This is a genomic window from Luteibacter sp. 3190 (assembly GCF_031456385.1).
Taxonomy (GTDB): Bacteria; Pseudomonadota; Gammaproteobacteria; order Xanthomonadales; family Rhodanobacteraceae; genus Luteibacter.
Genome location: NZ_JAVDUO010000002.1, coordinates 475,900 through 493,662 on the forward strand (window position 1 = coordinate 475,900; position 17,763 = coordinate 493,662).

Sequence of the window (17,763 nt, forward strand, 5' to 3'; positions counted from 1 at the left end):
GGCATCCTCCTGGCTCAGCTCACGGCCTGCTCGACAAGGGAGCCCTTGTCGAGGTGCAGCGTGTGGTTGGCGTACTCGGCGGCCTTCGGATCGTGCGTCACCATCACGATGGTCTTGCCGTGCTCGCGATTGAGCTCGCGCAGCAGGCCGAGGATGTCTTCCGCCGACTGGCGATCGAGGTCGCCGGTCGGCTCGTCGCAGACGAGCAGCGTGGGATCGGACACGATCGCGCGTGCGATCGCGACGCGCTGCTGCTGGCCACCGGACAGCTCGGACGGTTTGTGCGAGGCACGATCGGCGAGGCCCACGAGTTGCAGCGCGATCGACGCGTTCTGCCGGCGCTGCGCACCGGACAGCTTCGTCAGCAGCAGCGGCAGCTCGACGTTGCGCTGCGCGGTGAGCATCGGCATGAGGTTGTAGAACTGGAAGACGAAGCCGACGTGCGCGGCGCGCCACTTCGCCAGCGCGCCGGAGCCGAGCTGGTCGATGCGGTCGCCGCCCACCGTGATGCTGCCGCCCGTGGGCGTGTCGAGGCCGCCGATCATGTTGAGCAGCGTCGTCTTGCCCGAGCCGGACGGTCCCATCAGCGCGAGGAAGTCGCCTTGTTCGATCTTCAGATCGACGCCGTGCAGCACTTCCACCTTCTGCCGGCCGCGTTCGTAAACCTTCGAAAGATCCTGGATGTCGATCAGGGTGGCCATCGGTGAGTCTCCGCGGGGTCAGTTCGTGGTCGGTGAGGTGGCGACGCGGACGGCGGCGCCGTCGGCGAGGTCGGCGGGGGGCGAGACGATCACGGTGTCGCCGGCCGCGAGGCCCTCGCTGACGAGGCGCAGATCGCCATTCGGTTGAGCGGCGGCCGTCACCTGGCGGCGGACGGCCTTGCCATCGGCCACGGCGAAGACGACGTCGCGGTCGTCGCGACGCGTGATGGCGCCGGCGGGCACCAGCACGCCTTTCGGCACGGCGGCCTGCGCAGGCGTGCGGCGTTCGAGGAACGACACGCGCACGCCCATGTCGGGCACGATCCGGCCGTCCTTCGTTTCCAGCGCCACGCGCACCTTCACCGTGGCCTTGCCGCGGTCGGCCGCCGGCACGATGGCGATGACGTGCGCGGGGATACGCCAGTCCGGGTACGCGTCGAGCACGGCTTCCGCCGGCATGTCGGGCTGCACCCGGCCGATATAGGCCTCGTTGACGTCGACGTCGATCTCGAGCGAATCCATGTCGACGATCGTGCCGACGCCGGTACGCGTGAAGCCGCCACCGGCCGAGAGCGGCGAGACGATCTCGCCGACCTGGGCGGCCTTGTCCGTGATCACGCCATCGAAGGGCGCGCGCACCACCGTGTAATCGAGGTTGACCTGCCCCACGCCGACCTGGGCATCGGCCGCGTCGGCCTGGCGCCGTGCCGTGTTGAGCTGCGCGCGGAACGTGTTGGCCTGCGTGCGCGTCTGCTCCGCGAGCTGGCGGGACACGAGCCCCCGCCCGACCAGCGCCTCCTGGCGATCGGCGTCGCGCAGCGCCTGGTCGAGCTGCGCCTGCGACTGGACGACGTTCGCGTGCGCGGCCGCGGCGTTCGCACGCGCAGACTCGAGGCTGGCGCGCAGGGCGTTGTCTTCGAGGCGGGCGAGGATCTGGCCTTTCGCGACGCGGTCGCCTTCCTCGATGTGCACTTCGACCAGCGCGCCGGTGATCTGGGCCGACACGGTCGCCTGGCGCCGCGCGGTCACGTAGCCCGTGGCCTGGAGCACCGCCCCGGCGTCGCCGGCGGCGGTCGGCGCGACGGCGGTCGCCGTGCGCACCTCCACCGGCCGCCGGGCGAGGAACGCCCACGCGCCGCCGGCGATGGCGAGGACGACGAGCACCGCCAGAGCGGCGATCAGCACGGTTCGCGCCTGTGGGCCACCCCCGCCGCCGTGCGCCTCCTTGTGCGACTTGTCGATCTTGAGCTGCTTGAGCAGCTCGGCGTTCGAATTCATCGTCCCCTTGCCCTCGCCCCTGGTCAGACTCGCAGCACGATCATGCGATGCGTCCGGACCGTGCACCACTTTCCGGTATCAGTCATCTGTCGTGACAGGTGTCACCTGATACGCTTGGGCCATGAATACCGTCATTCCCCCGCCGGCTCCGCCGAGCATCCCCGTCGTCGGCCGCACCGAGCGGTTCCCCGTCCGCCGCGTCTTCTGCATCGGCCGCAACTACGCCGATCACGCGAAGGAAATGGGCGCCTCGGTCGACACGGCGAATCCCATGTTCTTCACCAAGCCGGCCGACGCGCTGGTCACCGACGGCGCCGACGTGCCCTACCCGTCCGCCACGAACGACCTGCATCACGAAGTGGAGTTGGTCGTAGCGCTCGGCTGCGGCGGCACCGACCTCACGGTCGAACAGGCCGCGCGCATCGTCTGGGGCTACGGCATCGGGCTCGACCTGACCCGTCGCGACCTGCAGGCGCAGGCCAAGGCCAAGGGGGCGCCGTGGGACGTCGCCAAGGCCTTCGACCATTCCGCGCCGGTCTCGGCCATCGTTCCCGCGACGGATTACATCCCGGACGCGACGACGCCCATCGCCCTGACGGTCAACGGCGAGCGCCGCCAGTCGGCGACGCTCGCGGACATGGTGCTCGACGTGCCGCACATCCTTAGCGCGCTGTCGCGGCTGTTCGAACTGAAGGCGGGTGATATCGTCTACACGGGCACGCCAGCCGGTGTGGCCGCGCTCCACCGCGGGGATCGCTTCGTCGCCACGCTGGGCGATGTCGTCACGCTCGAGGGACGCGTGAGCTGACTTCGCGGTATGCCTACATACGGATCGTTAGGTTTGACGACCGACGCCAATGCCACGAGGAGGAAGGGCCGATGAGTTTCGTCGCGGAATTCAAGAAATTCGCACTGCGCGGTAACGTGATCGACCTCGCGGTCGGTGTGGTGATCGGTGCCGCGTTCGGCAAGATCGTCACGTCGCTCGTCGACAACATCATCATGCCCCCGATCGGATGGCTGATCGGCGGCATCGATTTCTCGGACTGGAAATGGGTGCTGAGGCCCGCCAGCGAAGGGGTCAAGGAAGTCGCCGTGCAGTACGGCATCTTCATCAACGTGCTCATCCAGTTCATCATCATCGCCTTCGCGATCTTCGTCGTGGTCAAGGCGATCAACCGGCTCACACGCCGCGAGGAAGCGGCTCCCGCCGCCCCGCCGGCCGACGTCGCGTTGCTGACGGAAATCCGCGATCTGCTGAAGCAGAAGCCTTAACCCGTAGGAGCGCGCCCTGCGCGCGACATCTTTTGGAGCGATGCCTCGCAGCTGGTGCGCCAGCTTGCCGGGAGAGGCGAAAAGATGTCGCGCGCAGGGCGCGCTCCTACGACGAGGCGGCCCATGACTTCCGGCCTATCTGCCCCGCGTTCCCCGGCGCAATAATCGACGTTTCCGTCCCTGGGGGTCATTCGATGCGTCACACCTTCCGCCTGCATGCGCTGGCCGCATGCCTCGCGCTCGCCTTCTCCGCCCACGCCGCCGACAAGGCCACGACGATTCCCGAGAAGGCCGTCGCCGCGGCGACCGAACTGCGCGACCGCGCGATGAACGACAACACCGGCTACGAATTCGTGTCGGGGCTCACCACCGAGGTGGGCCCACGCGTGGCCGGCAGCGAAGCCGATGCGCGCGCCGTCGCCTGGACCGTCGCGAAGTTCAAGGCCATGGGCTTCGACAAGGTCTACACGGAGAAAGTCAGCTACCCGCTCTGGCAGCGCCGCAGCGAGCACGGCGCGATCGTCTCGCCGTATCCCCAGCCGCTCCTGCTCACGGCGCTGGGCTACTCGGCCGGCACGCCCTCGGGCGGCCTCACCGCGGAAGTGGTGGGCTTCGACGACCTCGACGCGCTGAAGAAGGCCGACCCGGCCAGCGTGAAGGGCAAGATCGTCTACGTCAGCACGCACATGCAGCAGCAGAAGGACGGGCACGATTACGGCAAGGGCTCCGCCACGCGCACCGGCGGCCCCGTGCTCGCCGCGAAGATGGGCGCCGCGGCGTTCCTGCTTCGCTCGGCCGGCACCGATCCGCACAGCCGCACGCCGCATACCGGCGTCACCGGCTTCCAGGATCCGAAGGCAGCCATCCCGGCCGCCGCGCTCTCGCTGCCCGATGCCGACCAGCTCGAACGCGTGCTGAAGCAAGGCAAGCCCGTCACGCTGAAGCTCGATCTCGATGTGGGCTTCGCGGGCACGTACGAAGGCGCGAACGTCATCGGTGAAGTGACCGGCCGCAAGCATCCGGACCAGGTCGTCGCCATCGGCGGTCACCTGGACTCGTGGGACCTCGGCACGGGTGCCATCGACGACGGCGCCGGCGTGGCGATCGCGGCGGCTGCCGCGAAGCTGATCAAGGACATGCCGCAGCGTCCCGATCGCACCATTCGCGTGATCGCGTTCGCGAACGAGGAGATGGGGCTGTGGGGCGGCCGCGCGTATGCGGAAGCGCACGCGAAGGAGGTCTCGAAGTTCCAGCTCGGTACCGAGTCCGACTTCGGCGCGGGCCGCATCTGGCGCATGACCGCGAGCGTGAAGCCGGAAGCGCGCGGCGCGATCGAGCAGATCGCGAAGGTGATCGAGCCGATCGGCGTCGCGTACGATCCGAACAAGCCCGGCGGTGGCGGCTCGGACCTCTCGCAGATGCACGCGAAGGGCATGGCCGCGCTCTCGCTCACGCAGGACGGTACCGATTACTTCGACTACCACCACAACGCCAACGACACGCTCGACAAGATCGATCCGAAGGCGCTGGCGCAGAACGTGGCGGTCTATGCGACGTTCGCGTACATGGCCGCGCAGGCCAATGGCGATTTCGGCTCGGCGCCGGGCGCGTTCGCGAAGGACGGGGCGCACGACTGATCCCCGCCGGGGATCGTCGCCGATACGATCGGCTCCCGCGAGGGCTCAGGCCCTCGCGGGGTCGAGCTTCTTCCTGGGCGCCAGCCTGTCCTGCAGGCGATTCATGTACAGGTAGATCACGGGCGTCAGGTACAGCGTCAGGATCTGCGAGACGACGAGGCCACCGACCACGGCGAGGCCCAGCGGACGGCGCGTCTCCGCGCCCGCGCCGATGCCCAGCGCGATCGGCAACGTGCCCGCGAACGCCGCCATGGTCGTCATCATGATCGGGCGGAAACGCACGCGGCACGCCTCGAAGATCGCGTCGTGCGGCGCGAGCCCCGCGTCGCGCTGACGCTCCAGCGCGAAGTCGATCATCATGATCGCGTTCTTCTTCACGATGCCCACCAGCATGATGATGCCGACGAAGGCGAACAGGTCGAGCGACGCGTTGAAGATCACCAGCGTCAGCAGCGCGCCGACCGCCGCGGCCGGCAGGCCCGAGAGGATCGTGAGCGGATGGATGAAGCTCTCGTACAGGATGCCCAGCACGAGGTAGATCACGAACACCGCGAGCAGGAGCAGCAGTCCCATGCCCTTGACCGAATCCTGGAACGCCTGCGCCGTGCCCTGCACGCTTCCGCTCAGCGTGGCGGGCAGCTTCATCTCCGTCGTCGCGCGGTCGATGCTCGCCACCGCGTCGCTCAGGGACACCCCCGGCGCGAGATTGAACGACACCGTCACCGCCGGCAGCTGGCCCTGGTGGTTCACCGTGAGCACCTGGGGTTTGCGCTCGAAACGCGCCACGGTGTTCAGGGGAATGAGCTTGCCGCTGTCCGACGTGACGTAGAGCCGCGACAGCACGGCGGGATCGTCCTGCATCCGGCGCTCCACCTGCAGGATCACCCAGTACTGCGTGGCCGAGCCGTAGATCGTGGAGATCTGGTTCTCGCCGAACGCCGTGCCGAGCGCGGTCTGCACCTGATCCATCGTCAGGCCCAGCGGCGCGAGCTTGTCGCGGTTGACGCTGACGACCATCGACGGGCTGTTCAGATCGAGGTCCGTCGTGACGTCCTGGAAGCCCGGCAGTTTCTGGAACGCGGCGACGAGCTTGCCCGACCAGTCGTACAGCGCATGCAGGTCGGTGGACTGCACCGTGTACTGGTACTGGGCCTTCGACTGCCGCCCTCCGACCTGGATCGCGGGTGGATTCTGGATGTACGTGCGGATGCCGGGCACCTCGGCGAACTGGCGCCGCAGGCCCTGGATGATCTCGTCGGGCGTCGTGCCACCGCGCGCGTCGCTGTCCTTCAGGCGCAGCAGGAGCGAGCCCGAATTCACGGTGGAGCGCGGACCACCCGCGCCGACGCTCGACATGACCGCCGCGATGTTCGGATCCTTCATGGCGATGTCCGCGAGCGCCTGCTGGCGTGCGGACATGGCGGCGAACGAGATGTCGGTCGGTCCTTCGGAGGTGACGCGAAGCTGGCCGCTGTCGCCGGCCGGGATGAAGTCCTTCGGCGTGACGACGAAGAGCAGGCCCGTGGCGACGAGGCTCAGCGCGAAGCCGAGCAGCACCGTGCGTGGGTGCCGCATGCACCAGGCCAGCGTGCGCGTGTAACCGGCGGTCACCGCGGCGAAACCGCGATCGAAGCCGACGACGATGAAGCTTCGCTTGTCGTGGTCGTGCGCCTTGACGAAGCGGCTGCACAGCATCGGCGTGAGCGTGATGGAGACGAAGCCCGAGATGAGGATCGACACGCTGATGACGACGGCGAACTCGTGGAACAGCCGACCGACGATGCCGCCCATGAACATCACGGGGATGAACACCGCGACGAGCGAGAGCGTCATGGAGAAGATGGTGAAGCCGATCTCGTTCGCGCCTTTCACCGCGGCTTCGAAGGGCTCTTCGCCGAGCTCGATGTGGCGCATGATGTTCTCGAGCATCACGATGGCGTCGTCGACGACGAAGCCGACGGCGAGCGTCAACGCCAGCAGCGAGAGGTTGTCGAGGCTGTACCCCAGCGCGAACATCGCACCGAACGTGCCTAGCACCGAAATCGGCAGCGCCACGGCGGGAATGAGCGTCGCCGACGCGTTGCCGAGGAACAGGTAGATCACGAGCACGACGAGGATGCCGGCGAGCACCAGGGTGAACTGCACGTCGTGCACGGAGTCGCGGATCGATACCGAACGGTCGTACATCACGTTGAGCTTCACCGACGGCGGCAACGTCTCCTGGAACGCGGGCAAGAGCGCGAAGATCTTGTCCACCGTCTCCACGGTGTTGGCGCCGGGCTGACGCTGGATCGCGAGCGTGATCGAGCGGTGGCCGTTGAACCAGCTGGCCTTCTGGTCGTCCTGCACGCTGTCGCGCGGCACGGCGATGTCCGACAACCGCACGGGTGCGCCGTTGCGATAGGCCACCACCACCTGGCCGTAATCGGCGGCGCGCATCAACTGGCCATCCGAACGGATCGACAGCAGCTGGCGTTGCCCGTTGAGCGAGCCGGTGGCCTTGTTGACGTTCGCCGCCGCGATCGCTTCACGCATCTGGTCCACGCCGATGCCGGTCGCGGCAAGGCGGTCCGGATCGACGGCGATGCGCACGGCGTATTTCTGCGAGCCGTAGACGTTCACCTGCGCCACGCCGTCGACCATCGACAGGCGCTGCGCCAGTTCCGTCTCGGCGTAGTCGTCCACGGTCGAGAGCGGCAGCGTCGACGACTGCATGGTGAGGAAGAGGATCGGCGCGTCGGCCGGGTTCACCTTGCGGTACGTCGGCGGCGTCGGCATGTCCTGCGGCAGCTGGCGCTGCGCGGCGGAAATCGCCGCCTGCACGTCCTGCGCCGCGCCGTCGATGCTGCGGTCGAGTGCGAAGGTAACGGTGATCGTCGTCGAACCCAGTGAACTGGACGACGTCATCGAATCGATGCCGGCCACCGTCGACAGCTGCGCCTCGAGCGGCGTCGCGACGGACGAGGCCATCGTCTCCGGCGAGGCGCCCGGCAGGCTCGCGCTGATGTTGATGGTGGGGAAGTCGACGTTGGGAAGCTCGTTGACGGGAAGCCTCGGGTAGGCGGCGATACCGAAGATCACCAGCGCCGCCATCAGCAGCGTGGTCATCACCGGGCGGCGGATGCAGAGTTCCGGCAGGTTCACGGCGTGTGGCCCTCAGCCCTTGTCGACGCGCACGCGGGCGCCGTCCACCAGCAGCATCTGGCCTTCCGTGACCACGCGCTCGCCGGCATTCAGGCCCTTGTCGACCACCACGCGATCGGCGGTCGTCGCCCCGGTGGAAATGCTGCGTTGCTCCACGGTGTCGTCCGGCTTCACGACGAAGACGAACGTGCCGGCGGTGGAGCTCTGCAACGCCACGACCGGAATGCTGATCGCGTCCGTGAGCCGCGTGGTCGGCAGCGTGACTTCCGCGAACTGCCCCGCCGTGAGGCGGCCGTCGGCGTTCGCGAAGCGCCCCTTGAGCACGATGGTGCCGGTGGTCGCGTCGACCGCGTTGTCGACGAATTCGAGTTCGCCCTGCAACGGCTGGCCGTCGTCGCCCGGAATCTTCGCCTGCACCGGCAGCGTGCCGCGGCGCAGGCTGTTGCGCACGGCGGCGAGGCTGTCTTCGGGGATGGAGAACGCCACGCGCATCGGGTCGATCTGGTTGAGCACGACGATGTCGGTGGTATCGGCGGTGAGCGTGGCGCCGGGATAGGCGAGCGGCGCGCCGGTCACGCCGTCGAACGGCGCGACGATCGTGGTGAACTCCAGCTGCGTCTGCGCCGCACGCGCCGCCGCTCGATCGCTTTCGAGCGCCGCGCGCGCGACGCCGAGGTTCGCCTTGTAGAGATCGTAATCGGCACGGCTGACGAAGCCCTTGCCGAGCATGTTCTGGTAACGCTCCAGATCCGCCTCGGCCTTGACCAGTTGGGCCTGGTCGCGCGCGACGTTGCCCTGGGCCTCGTCGTAGGCCGCCTTGAGCGGGCGCTGGTCGACGCGCGCGAGCAGATCGCCCTTCTTCACGTGCTCGCCGGGCGTGAAGGCGAGCGATTCCAGCTGGCCGTTCACGCGCGAGCGCACGTTGACCGTCGAATAGGCCTCCGCCCGCCCGATCACCTTCAGCGACAGATCGATCTCACCGCGGGTGGCGACCGCCGTCGTGACCGGCACGCCCGCAGTCGCCTTCTTCGCCGGCTGGTCGGCGCCCCTCGCATCCGGATCGTGCTTCCAGACGCCGAAGCCGATGGCGACGACCGCGACGAGGCCGACGATGAGGACGAGTTTCTTCCCTGGGGATCGCTGCATGGGGTCTCCGGCCGGTTCCATCGGGATCCGGTCGCCGCGCTGGGGAACACGGGCGTGGGTTCTGGGACGGGTGAAACGTAAAAACTAACGCATCGGCCCCTGGATCGGTTGACCCGCCGGTCAGGCGTCGTCGGACGGGCCGTCGAGGCCCTGCAGGTTTTCCTTCATGCGGTCCAGCACGGCGAGCATCGTCTGCAGGTCGTCCGTCGAGATTCCCTGGGTGGCATCCCGGCGCAGGCCGCGGGCGATATCTTCCATGTCGTCGATGACACCCCGTGCTTGGTCGGTGTCGTGCAGGCGCCAGGCGCGGCGATCCTTGGGATCGGCGCGACGCTCGACGAAACCGGCCGCCTGCAGGCGATCGATGACGCGACCCACGGCGATCGGCTCCATGTCGAGCTGCTCGGCCAGCTCGTTCTGGCGCATGCCCGGGCGCCGATGCAGCGCCTTCAGGGCGCGCCACTGCGCGCGCGTCAGCCCGAACCGCACCGCCCGCCGGTCGAAGTGCTTGCGGAAGAGCAAGGTCACGTCGTTGATCAGGTAGGCGAAGGAGATGTCTTCTACTTTGAGCTGGTCGGCCATAACCTTGGGCTGCATGGGTGGACTGTCACTCGCATCGTAGCCAAATGGCGCCTGCTCGTCACAAGGACACTCTGCCATGAACCCCCATGTTTTCGAAGGCGACATCACCACCCTGCGCGTGGATGCGATCGTCAACGCCGCCAACGAATCCCTGCTGGGCGGCGGGGGCGTGGACGGGGCCATCCATCGCGCCGCCGGCCCCGGCCTGCTGGCGGCCTGCCGCGCGCTGCCGGAGGTGCGGCCCGGGGTACGCTGTCCCACTGGCGAGGCCCGGATCACCGGGGGTTTCGCGCTGCCGGCGCGCTTCGTCATCCATACCGTCGGGCCCGTGTGGCACGGTGGCCAGCGGGGCGAGCCGGCCCTCCTGGAGGCGTGTTACCGCGAATGCCTCCGGCTGGCACGGGAGCATGGTGTCGCGTCGATCGCGTTCCCGGCGATCAGCGCGGGGGTCTATGGGTATCCGGCGGATGCGGCCGCCGCCATCGCCGTCCGGACGATCCGGGGCGCGCCGTGGAGGCCCGGAAACGTGGTGTTCTGTACGTTCAGCGCGGCGATGACGCGGGTCTACGTGTCGGCGCTAGGCTGAGAAACGCCGTAGGAGCGCACCTGGTCGCGATGGCTTTTGGCCGTGAACCTGGAGCTGGCGCGCCAGCTTTCGGACTGGCGCGAGAAGCTGTCGCGGCCAGGTCCGCTCCTACTGCAACCTACGGGGCGTCTCAACGGGGATAGAGCGGCGGCAGGGCCTCGTCGCTCTTCGCTGCCGAGGGCGCCCAGTCGAAGCCCTTCGCGAACGCCTCCCGCAGCTTCGGGCCGGACGCCTCGCCATCCGCGAAACGGGCACGCTGCAGCATCGCGATCGCCTCGCGCTGCGGCCCCTCGCGCAGGGCCGCGGAAAGCGCGCCGAGCGAATGGATGGAAGGACGCACGATACGGGCCCAGCGCAGCAACGCATGTTCCACCGCAGCAAGGTCACCGCCGGTGGCGACCTTGAGGAATTGCTCATGCGCGGGCTTTTCGCGAACGATCTCGGGCTTCGGCCGCGGTTCGATGGCGACGCCGCGCGCACCGCGCCGGCGCGCCAGCACGAACCACGCGACCAGTGTCGCGAGCCAGAGCGAAAGGACGGCGACGAACAGCCAGCGCCACGTCGAGCCACCGGCCGTACCCACGGCAGGAGCGGGAGCGGACGTGTCCGCCGGTGCCGGCGCGGCCGCGCCGCCCGCCGTCGAGGACGGCGGCACGGACGCCTGCGTCGCGCCCGCGGCGGTCACCTCGATGTCGTGCGCGGGCACCGTCGCCACTTCGGGCTTGTCGGTGACCACGTTCCACCAGTGCAGCGTGGTGGCGGGAATGTGCAGCGTGCCGGGGCGCGTTGGCACGACGGCGAAACCCTGCTGGCGGCGACCGGTCACCCAGGCGCCGCTGCTTCCGCCGCCCGTCACGGCCTTGTCCGGATAGACGTCCGCACCGTCGAGCTTCGGCAGCGAGAGCGCCGGCAACGCCTCGAACGGCATGCCCGTCGCGTCGAGCCGCATGGTCAGCGTCACCGGCTGCCCCACGCGCGCCTTACCGTCCGCGGGGATGCCTTCGAGGGTGAGCTTCAGCTCGCGAGCGGGAATCCATGCGCCGCCGGCGGCGCCATCGGGGCGCGCGCGCACGTCGACGCGCACGCGCTCGGCGACGGCGTTCACCGGTTCGCCCGCGCCGAAGAACGAGGTGGCATCGGTCGGATCGACCGCCGTGCCCTGGAACGTGGGCGGCTGGATGTCCAGCGTGCCCGCGTGCTGCGGGAAGATCGCGTAGTGTCGCTCGACGACGTTGAAGCGACGACCGCCGCGCATGGTCTGGTAGTTGGCGTCCTGCCCGATACGCCGCACTTCGGCGCCTTCCGCCGAGGGATCGCCAAGCTGGCCGTCGGCGAGATTGACGGCGAAATACAGTCGCAGCGTGTAATCGATCTGCTGGCCCACGTACGCGGTCGCCGGATCGGCCTTGCCTTCGAGCGCGACGGGCCGGCCCTCGGCCGTCGCCGCGCCGGTGTCGGTCGACGCCGCGACATCGACCGACACCGGCTGCGTCGACTGCCCGCCAATGGCCAGCGCGGGCACCGTGAGGTGGCCTCCGCGACGCGGGCGCAGAGCGATGCCAAGGATGGTTCGCGCCTCGCGTTTGCCGTTGACGATGCTCAACGTGTGATTGGTCGACGTGCCCAGCACCACGAAGTCGGACATCAACGGCGACAGATCGGGCGAACCGTCCGCCTCGTCCGCCACCTCGATGTTGAGCGTGACGGTCTCGCCAAGCCCGACCTTGCTACGGTCGAGCGTGGCGACCGGCGCCGCTCCCTGGGCCATCGCCACGAAGGGAATGCAGCAGAGCACGAAGCCGAGCAGTCGCGCACGTCGCTTCATTCTTCCGGCTCCGCGCCGTGACGGCGTTGGTACTCGAGCATGAACTTCCTCCTCAACAGGCCACCCGGATCGTCGGGCACGCGCATGAGCGCGCGCTGCACGTCCGGCGGCAGCTTCGACGCGGCGTCCTTCGCGGAGACCGCACCGAGGTCGTGATCTTCCTCGCCTTTCTTTCCATCCTTGCCCTCGCCCTGCGCCGCCAGCTTCGCGTCCATCTGCCGCTTGAGGGCGTCCTGCGCCTGTTTCGCCTGCGCCTGCTCGGCCTGCGATTTCGTCGCGGCGTCGCCCTGGGGCGCCTGCCCCTTGCCGCCGTCCTTGCCGCGATCGCCGCCTTGGCCTTCGCCCGCCTTGTCCTTCGCACCCTGCGTATCGCCGGGGTCGTCCTTTCCGTCGGCGCCGGACTGCTGCCCACTCTGACCGTTCTGGCCGTCCTTGCCGTCCTGCTGGCCCTGCTGCTGATCCTTCTGCTGGCCGCCGGACGGCGGTTGCCGATCCTTGTCGTTCTGGTCCTTGCCGCCCTGCTTGTCCTTGTCCTTCGAGTCTTTCTGTTGTTGCTTCTGCTTCGCGAGGAAATCTTCGACGGCCTTGCGGTTCGCCGCCGCGTCGGCGTTCGACGGGTCGGCCTTCAGCGCGCGATCGTAGGCCGCGATCGCCTCCTCGTACCGCTGCTGCTTCGCCAGCGCGTTGCCGAGGTTGTACTGCGCGTCGGTACCCTGACCGTGCGCGAGCGCGGCTTCCGCCGCCGGATAATCCCCCGCGCGATACGCGGCGGCGCCACGCATGGCCTCGCCCTGCGCCAGCGACTGCGCGCGTTTCGCATCGCCGTCGGCCAAGGCGCGCGCGGCTTGCTGGTCGCGTGTGCGGAACAGATCGGCGATGCCGTCCGCGCGAGCAGGCGACAGGGGAACGAAGGCGAGCGCCAGCACGAGCAGCCAGCCGCGGCGAAACGCGAGCGCGACGATCGGGAGCAACGGCAGCAACAGCCACGGTCCGCGATCCTGCCACTGGCCGGATGCCGCGCCCTCGACCGCCTTGCCGTCGCCCTCGTTGGTCAGCTCGCCGGCGAGCGCCGCGACGTCGGATCCCCCGTCGGCGATGGGCACGAACCGGCCGCCGCCTGCGCTGGCGACGGCCGCGAGCGACGCGTCGTCGCGCCCGGCCATGACGACGTCGCCACGGGCGTCCTTGAGGAAACCCCCGTCCTCGGCCGGAATCGGACCGCCGCGCGTCGTGCCCACGCCCAGCACCGAGACGCGATCGCCAGCGGCACGCGCGCGGCGCGCGGCGGCGACGGCGGCGTCGTCGGCACGGTCGGTCACCAGCACGATCGAACCGCCGCGCAGGTCGGCGCGACGGATCAGGTCGGCCGCCTGGTCGATCGCCTTGCCCGGGTCGTCACCGTCCACCGGCATGGTGTCGGGCGCGAGCGCCGTCAGCAGATCGTCGACGCTGTGGGCGTCGGTGGTCAGCGGCGCAACCGTGAACGGCTCGCCCGTATAGGCGATCAGCGCGTTCATGCCGTCGCGGTTCGCCGCGTAGAGCTCGCGCACCTTGTAACGCGCGCGGCTCAGGCGGTCGGGAACGATGTCGTGCGACGACATGTGCGGCGACATCGACACGACGACCACCTGTGCCGCCCGCTCGGCGAAGAGCGGCTGCGACTGGCGATCCCACGCCGGGCCCGCGAGCGCGAGGATCGCGAGCACCGCGGCGGTGGCGAACGCGGCGACGGGCGCGCGCGACGTGGACGCCTTGCCGTCGAGCAGGTGCGGTAGCAGCTCGGGATCGGCGAGGCGCGCGAGCACGCGCTGACTCGCGGGCCGCCGGCCGATGAACCAGGCGATCGCGGGCACCGCCACGAGGAGCCACAGCCAGCGGGGCTCGATGAAATGGAACGAGCCGAACCAGGCGCTCATGCGTGAGCCCTCCCGCCGACGTAGCGCGGCAGCGCGGCGAGGCCGAACAGGATCAGCGCGACGACCAGCGGCCAGCGGAACAGCTCGTAGCGGGGACGCAGCGAGGCGCCCTCCTGCGGAACAGGCTCGAGCGCGTCGATCGCGCGGTAGGCCTGCGCGAGCTGGTCCGTATCGGTCGCGCGGAAGAAACGCCCGCCGGTCTGGTTGGCGATGTCGGTGAGCATGCCGACGTCCAGATCCGCGGAAGGATTGACCACGCGGCTGCCGAAGAAATCGGGAACGCGCATCGCGTTCGCGCCGATGCCGATCGTGTAGACCCGCACGCCCGCGGCCTTCGCGGCGCGAGCCGCCTCGCGCGGCGCGATCGAACCGGCGTTGTTCACGCCATCGGTGAGGAGCACGACGACGCGCGCCTGCTCCGGCATTTCGGCGAGGCGCTTCACCGCGACGGCGAGCGCGTCGCCGATCGCGGTTTCGCGACCCGGCAGTCCGACGACCGCGCCATGCAGCTGCGCTCGGACGGCGTCCAGGTCGTACGTCAGCGGCGTGACGAGGTAGGCCTGCGATCCGAACAGGATGAGGCCGAGCTCGTCGCCTGTGCGCCGGTCGATGAAGTCGCCCGCGATCGCTTCCACGGCGGCGAAACGCGTGACCTGCCGGCCGGCGAGCTGCATGTCGTCGAGCGACATGCTGCCCGAGAGGTCGACGGCGAGCATGGTGGCGCGGCCGCTGCGACGCTGGGGCTCGGGCGGTCCGAGATGCTGCGGACGCGCCGCGGCGACGACGAGGCAGAGCCACGCGAGCGCGAGGAGCAGCGTCGCGGCGAACGGCGCGCGCGCCAGCGACGCCTGGACGAGCGCGATGCCGGGCTGCGGAAGGTTGAGCGCCTGCGCCGGCTTCACCGGACGCAGCACCTGGCGGAGCAGCCACGGCAGCGGCAGGGCGAGGAACATCCACGGCCACGCGAATTCAGGAAGCGACATGCGTACGCCTCCCGTTGGCGACATGACGCCATGACGGCGACGGCCTGCGCATCGCGGCGCGCGCCCAGGCCTCGACATCGCGCGCCGTCGCGTCGACATCGATGTCGACGTCGCGCCGGTACTTCGCCGTGTCGAGAGCGGACACCGCGGCGATGTCGTGCTTCGGCGCCATCGTCGAGAGCGCGGCGCGCCATGGGTCGCCGCTGAGCGTCACGCTGCGCACGTCGCGCGTACGCGCGATGCGCCGCACGAGTTCGCTCGCGCTTGCCGCGAACGCGCCCGCATCGCCATCGGTCGCGTAGCGTGCGCGCGCATCGCGCAGTCCGGCGAGTGCCGCGTCGACGTGCCGCTTCCATGCACGCCGGCGACGCAGCCACAGGACGACGACGATGCAGGCGACCGCGAGCAGGCAGAGCAGGATCCACCAGCCAGGCGCCAGCGGCCACCACGGCGAGATGTGCGGGACATGGATGTCGCGCAGTTCGGGACCGTTCGTGGGCATCAGCGCGTCCTCGCGCCCAGCAGGGCGACGATCGCGTCGAGCGGATCGGCATTGGTGTCGAGCGTGCGTTCGCGCAGACCGAGCCCCGTGCAGAGCGCGGTCAGGCGACGATGGCCTTCGCCAAGGCTCCGCGCGAAATCCTCGCGCTGCCGTTCGCCCTGCAACACGACGTCGTAGTGCACGCCGCGATGCGCGAAGGGATAGCGGCCGGCCGGCGGCTGTGCAAGCTCGAGCGGGTCGGCGACGTTCAATACCGCGACCTCGGCCTTGGCGACGAGGCCGAGCATGCGGCCGCGCGCGGCGTCGTCGACGGCGAAGCCATCGCTCACGATGAGGACGCGGGAGGCGCCATGCATCAGCCGGCCGGCGCGCTGGAGGGCGGCGGACAGCGTTTCGTCGTCACCCGGCGGCAACGCGTCCCAGGCGGCGATGGCACCCGCGACCGCGAGCGCGCCGCGCGCACCGCCTTGCGGACGTAACAGCTGGCGCTGTCCACCGAAGGCGAGCACGCCCACGCGATCGGCGCCGCGCACGGCGTACCACGCGGCCATGGCCGCGGCGCGCGCGGCCTGCACCGATTTGAACCGCGTACGCGTGCCGAAGCGCATGCTCGCATTGGTATCGAGCAGGATCAGCAGGCGGCCTTCGCGTTCCTCCTGGAACAGCTTCGTGTGCGCGACGCCGCTGCGGGCGGTGAGGCGCCAGTCCATGCGACGGACGTCGTCGCCGGCCTGGTAGACGCGCGATTCCGCGTAGTCCATGCCGCGCCCGTGCAGACGGCCGGGCCGCTGACCGGCACGCTGCGCGCGCGAGACGACCGGCGGTGCCGGTGCGCGCGCGACGCGCGAACGCAACGCGATGAGGTCGGGCAGCGACACGCGGACGCGCCCATCGGCAACGGGGGCGACGGCATTCACGGCAGCGGCACGAGGTCCAGCAGGCGATCGATCACCGCATCGATGCGCACGCCCTCGGCCTCCGCCTCGTAGCTCGGGAGCACGCGGTGGCGCAGCACTTCGTGCGCGATGGCGTGGATGTCTTCCGGCAGGACGTAATCGCGGCGCGCGAGCCACGCGTGGGCGCGGGCGCAGCGATCGAGTGCGATCGTGGCGCGCGGGCTGGCGCCCCAGGCGATCCAGCGGGCGAGCTCCGCGCCGTACTTGCCCGCCTCGCGCGTGGCGACGACGAGTTGCGTGATGTATCGCTCCAGCGGCTCCGCCATATGCACGGCGAGCACGGCGTCGCGGGCGGCGAAGACGTCGTGCGGCGTCAGCATGTGCCGCGGCGGCGGTGCGGGGTGGAGGGCCTCGCGAGCCTGGTTCCGGGCCAGTCGCAGGATCGACAGCTCCGCGTCGGCATCGGGATAGCCGATGGTGACGTGCATGAGGAAGCGGTCGAGCTGGGCTTCGGGGAGCGCGAACGTGCCCTCCTGCTCGATCGGGTTCTGGGTGGCCATCACCATGAAGAGATCCGGCAGCGGCCAGGTCCGCCGCCCGATCGTGATCTGCCGCTCGGCCATGGCCTCGAGCAGGGCCGATTGCACCTTGGCCGGCGCGCGATTGATCTCGTCGGCCAGCACGATGTTGTGGAACAGCGGGCCCCGTTCGAATTCGAAGCTGCCGGTCTGCGGACGGAAGATGTCCGTGCCCGTGAGGTCGGCCGGCAGGAGGTCGGGCGTGAACTGGATGCGGTGGAAATCGGCCTCGACCCGCGTGGCGAGCGCCTTGATGGCCGTGGTCTTGGCCAGCCCCGGCGCGCCTTCCACGAGCAGGTGCCCGTCGGCCAGCAGGGCGATCAGCAGGCACTCGACCAGATGGGGCTGGCCGATGATGCCTCGCGTCAGGTCCTCCCGCAGACGGACGAAAGCCTCCTGGAGAGGCGCGGGGGCGATCGGCAGGTCGGACATCGGTGGCACTTCCGCAAGAGTCTGAAGGTCCGATCAGACCACAGGATCCGGCGGAAGTTTAGGGCCCCGGATTCGACGCACCGCCCGGTGCCTGCCGAACGGTCCAAAACCAAGCATCGTGTGCACGTACAAACATGCGCTCGCCGGCCGCTCGCCGCTCGCCCTGAGCCCTTGCCCCCGGGAGGCGGTCAAGCCCGGTGGCCAAGCTCTGAGACGGGCAGCCTTCGCCGCCCGTCTCAGGCTTCACGGTCTACCTCGACGCCGAGCTCTGCGCCTTTGAAA

At 69.6% G+C, this 17,763-nt stretch carries 15 protein-coding genes; 4 read left to right on the forward strand and 11 right to left on the reverse strand.

Annotated elements, in window-relative coordinates; genetic code table 11:
- Positions 1–14: 14 nt before the first annotated feature.
- A complete protein-coding gene (locus J2X58_RS12015) occupies positions 15–701 on the reverse strand; it encodes an ABC transporter ATP-binding protein (RefSeq protein ID WP_090056357.1) in 687 nt (228 codons plus the stop codon).
- An 18-nt stretch (positions 702–719) separates the two neighbouring features.
- Positions 720–1,979 carry an efflux RND transporter periplasmic adaptor subunit gene (locus J2X58_RS12020; RefSeq protein ID WP_310048446.1) on the reverse strand — a complete coding sequence of 420 codons (1,260 nt, stop codon included), beginning with the start codon at positions 1,977–1,979 and terminating at the stop codon, positions 720–722.
- Positions 1,980–2,100: 121 nt separating this feature from the next.
- On the opposite strand from J2X58_RS12020, the gene J2X58_RS12025 reads away from it, so the two are divergent.
- From J2X58_RS12025 to J2X58_RS12035, 3 genes are all read left to right on the forward strand, one after another.
- On the forward strand, positions 2,101–2,787 hold the full coding sequence (locus J2X58_RS12025; protein ID WP_310048449.1) for a fumarylacetoacetate hydrolase family protein: 687 nt from the start codon (positions 2,101–2,103) through the stop codon (positions 2,785–2,787).
- A 71-nt stretch (positions 2,788–2,858) separates the two neighbouring features.
- Positions 2,859–3,254 (forward strand): large-conductance mechanosensitive channel protein MscL, encoded by a 396-nt coding sequence (gene mscL, locus J2X58_RS12030; RefSeq protein ID WP_310048450.1) that lies wholly within the window; start codon positions 2,859–2,861, stop codon positions 3,252–3,254.
- A 194-nt stretch (positions 3,255–3,448) separates the two neighbouring features.
- Positions 3,449–4,891 carry a M20/M25/M40 family metallo-hydrolase gene (locus J2X58_RS12035; RefSeq protein WP_310048451.1) on the forward strand — a complete coding sequence of 481 codons (1,443 nt, stop codon included), beginning with the start codon at positions 3,449–3,451 and terminating at the stop codon, positions 4,889–4,891.
- A 45-nt stretch (positions 4,892–4,936) separates the two neighbouring features.
- Here J2X58_RS12035 and J2X58_RS12040 read toward each other — a convergent pair whose 3' ends face one another.
- The 3 genes from J2X58_RS12040 to J2X58_RS12050 all read right to left on the reverse strand — a co-directional run bounded on the left by J2X58_RS12040 (position 4,937) and on the right by J2X58_RS12050 (position 9,778).
- A complete protein-coding gene (locus J2X58_RS12040; RefSeq protein WP_310048453.1) occupies positions 4,937–8,035 on the reverse strand; it encodes an efflux RND transporter permease subunit in 3,099 nt (1,032 codons plus the stop codon).
- Between the two features lie 12 nt (positions 8,036–8,047).
- Positions 8,048–9,181, reverse strand: coding sequence for an efflux RND transporter periplasmic adaptor subunit (locus J2X58_RS12045; RefSeq protein WP_310048456.1), 1,134 nt, complete (start codon positions 9,179–9,181; stop codon positions 8,048–8,050).
- A gap of 120 nt (positions 9,182–9,301) precedes the next feature.
- Entirely contained in the window at positions 9,302–9,778 is a 477-nt protein-coding gene (locus J2X58_RS12050) for a MarR family transcriptional regulator (protein ID WP_255364447.1), read from the reverse strand.
- A gap of 61 nt (positions 9,779–9,839) precedes the next feature.
- Between J2X58_RS12050 and J2X58_RS12055 the strand changes: the two genes are divergently transcribed.
- Entirely contained in the window at positions 9,840–10,349 is a 510-nt protein-coding gene (locus J2X58_RS12055) for an O-acetyl-ADP-ribose deacetylase (protein WP_310048457.1), read from the forward strand.
- Between the two features lie 130 nt (positions 10,350–10,479).
- Here J2X58_RS12055 and J2X58_RS12060 read toward each other — a convergent pair whose 3' ends face one another.
- The 6 genes from J2X58_RS12060 to J2X58_RS12085 are packed head-to-tail and all read right to left on the reverse strand — an operon-like array spanning position 10,480 to position 17,481.
- Positions 10,480–12,174: a BatD family protein gene (locus tag J2X58_RS12060; protein WP_310048459.1), complete on the reverse strand. Its 1,695-nt coding sequence runs from the start codon at positions 12,172–12,174 to the stop codon at positions 10,480–10,482.
- Positions 12,171–14,090 carry a tetratricopeptide repeat protein gene (locus tag J2X58_RS12065; protein WP_310048461.1) on the reverse strand — a complete coding sequence of 640 codons (1,920 nt, stop codon included), beginning with the start codon at positions 14,088–14,090 and terminating at the stop codon, positions 12,171–12,173. The genes J2X58_RS12060 and J2X58_RS12065 overlap by 4 nt, the downstream gene beginning before the upstream one ends.
- Positions 14,087–15,073, reverse strand: a complete 987-nt coding sequence (locus J2X58_RS12070; RefSeq protein ID WP_310048463.1) for a VWA domain-containing protein — start codon at positions 15,071–15,073, stop codon at positions 14,087–14,089. Before J2X58_RS12070 ends, J2X58_RS12065 begins: the two co-directional genes overlap by 4 nt.
- Complete coding sequence (locus J2X58_RS12075) at positions 15,060–15,575, reverse strand: DUF4381 domain-containing protein (RefSeq protein WP_310048465.1); 516 nt, start codon at positions 15,573–15,575, stop codon at positions 15,060–15,062. Before J2X58_RS12075 ends, J2X58_RS12070 begins: the two co-directional genes overlap by 14 nt.
- Positions 15,575–16,492 (reverse strand): DUF58 domain-containing protein, encoded by a 918-nt coding sequence (locus tag J2X58_RS12080; protein ID WP_310048466.1) that lies wholly within the window; start codon positions 16,490–16,492, stop codon positions 15,575–15,577. Before J2X58_RS12080 ends, J2X58_RS12075 begins: the two co-directional genes overlap by 1 nt.
- A complete protein-coding gene (locus J2X58_RS12085) occupies positions 16,489–17,481 on the reverse strand; it encodes a MoxR family ATPase (protein ID WP_090175365.1) in 993 nt (330 codons plus the stop codon). Before J2X58_RS12085 ends, J2X58_RS12080 begins: the two co-directional genes overlap by 4 nt.
- Between the last annotated feature and the right edge of the window lie 282 nt (positions 17,482–17,763).

Excerpts from the sequence above, each read along its gene's own strand:
- J2X58_RS12015 (WP_090056357.1), bottom strand. The coding sequence starts at position 701 with ATGGCCACCCTGATCGACATCCAGGATCTTTCGAAGGTTTACGAACGC.
- J2X58_RS12020 (WP_310048446.1), bottom strand. The coding sequence starts at position 1,979 with ATGAATTCGAACGCCGAGCTGCTCAAGCAGCTCAAGATCGACAAGTCG.
- J2X58_RS12025 (WP_310048449.1), top strand. The coding sequence starts at position 2,101 with ATGAATACCGTCATTCCCCCGCCGGCTCCGCCGAGCATCCCCGTCGTC.
- mscL (WP_310048450.1), top strand. The coding sequence starts at position 2,859 with ATGAGTTTCGTCGCGGAATTCAAGAAATTCGCACTGCGCGGTAACGTG.
- J2X58_RS12035 (WP_310048451.1), top strand. The coding sequence starts at position 3,449 with ATGCGTCACACCTTCCGCCTGCATGCGCTGGCCGCATGCCTCGCGCTC.
- J2X58_RS12045 (WP_310048456.1), bottom strand. The coding sequence starts at position 9,181 with ATGCAGCGATCCCCAGGGAAGAAACTCGTCCTCATCGTCGGCCTCGTC.
- J2X58_RS12050 (WP_255364447.1), bottom strand. The coding sequence starts at position 9,778 with ATGCAGCCCAAGGTTATGGCCGACCAGCTCAAAGTAGAAGACATCTCC.
- J2X58_RS12055 (WP_310048457.1), top strand. The coding sequence starts at position 9,840 with ATGAACCCCCATGTTTTCGAAGGCGACATCACCACCCTGCGCGTGGAT.
- J2X58_RS12060 (WP_310048459.1), bottom strand. The coding sequence starts at position 12,174 with ATGAAGCGACGTGCGCGACTGCTCGGCTTCGTGCTCTGCTGCATTCCC.
- J2X58_RS12065 (WP_310048461.1), bottom strand. The coding sequence starts at position 14,090 with ATGAGCGCCTGGTTCGGCTCGTTCCATTTCATCGAGCCCCGCTGGCTG.
- J2X58_RS12070 (WP_310048463.1), bottom strand. The coding sequence starts at position 15,073 with ATGTCGCTTCCTGAATTCGCGTGGCCGTGGATGTTCCTCGCCCTGCCG.
- J2X58_RS12075 (WP_310048465.1), bottom strand. The coding sequence starts at position 15,575 with ATGCCCACGAACGGTCCCGAACTGCGCGACATCCATGTCCCGCACATC.
- J2X58_RS12085 (WP_090175365.1), bottom strand. The coding sequence starts at position 17,481 with ATGTCCGACCTGCCGATCGCCCCCGCGCCTCTCCAGGAGGCTTTCGTC.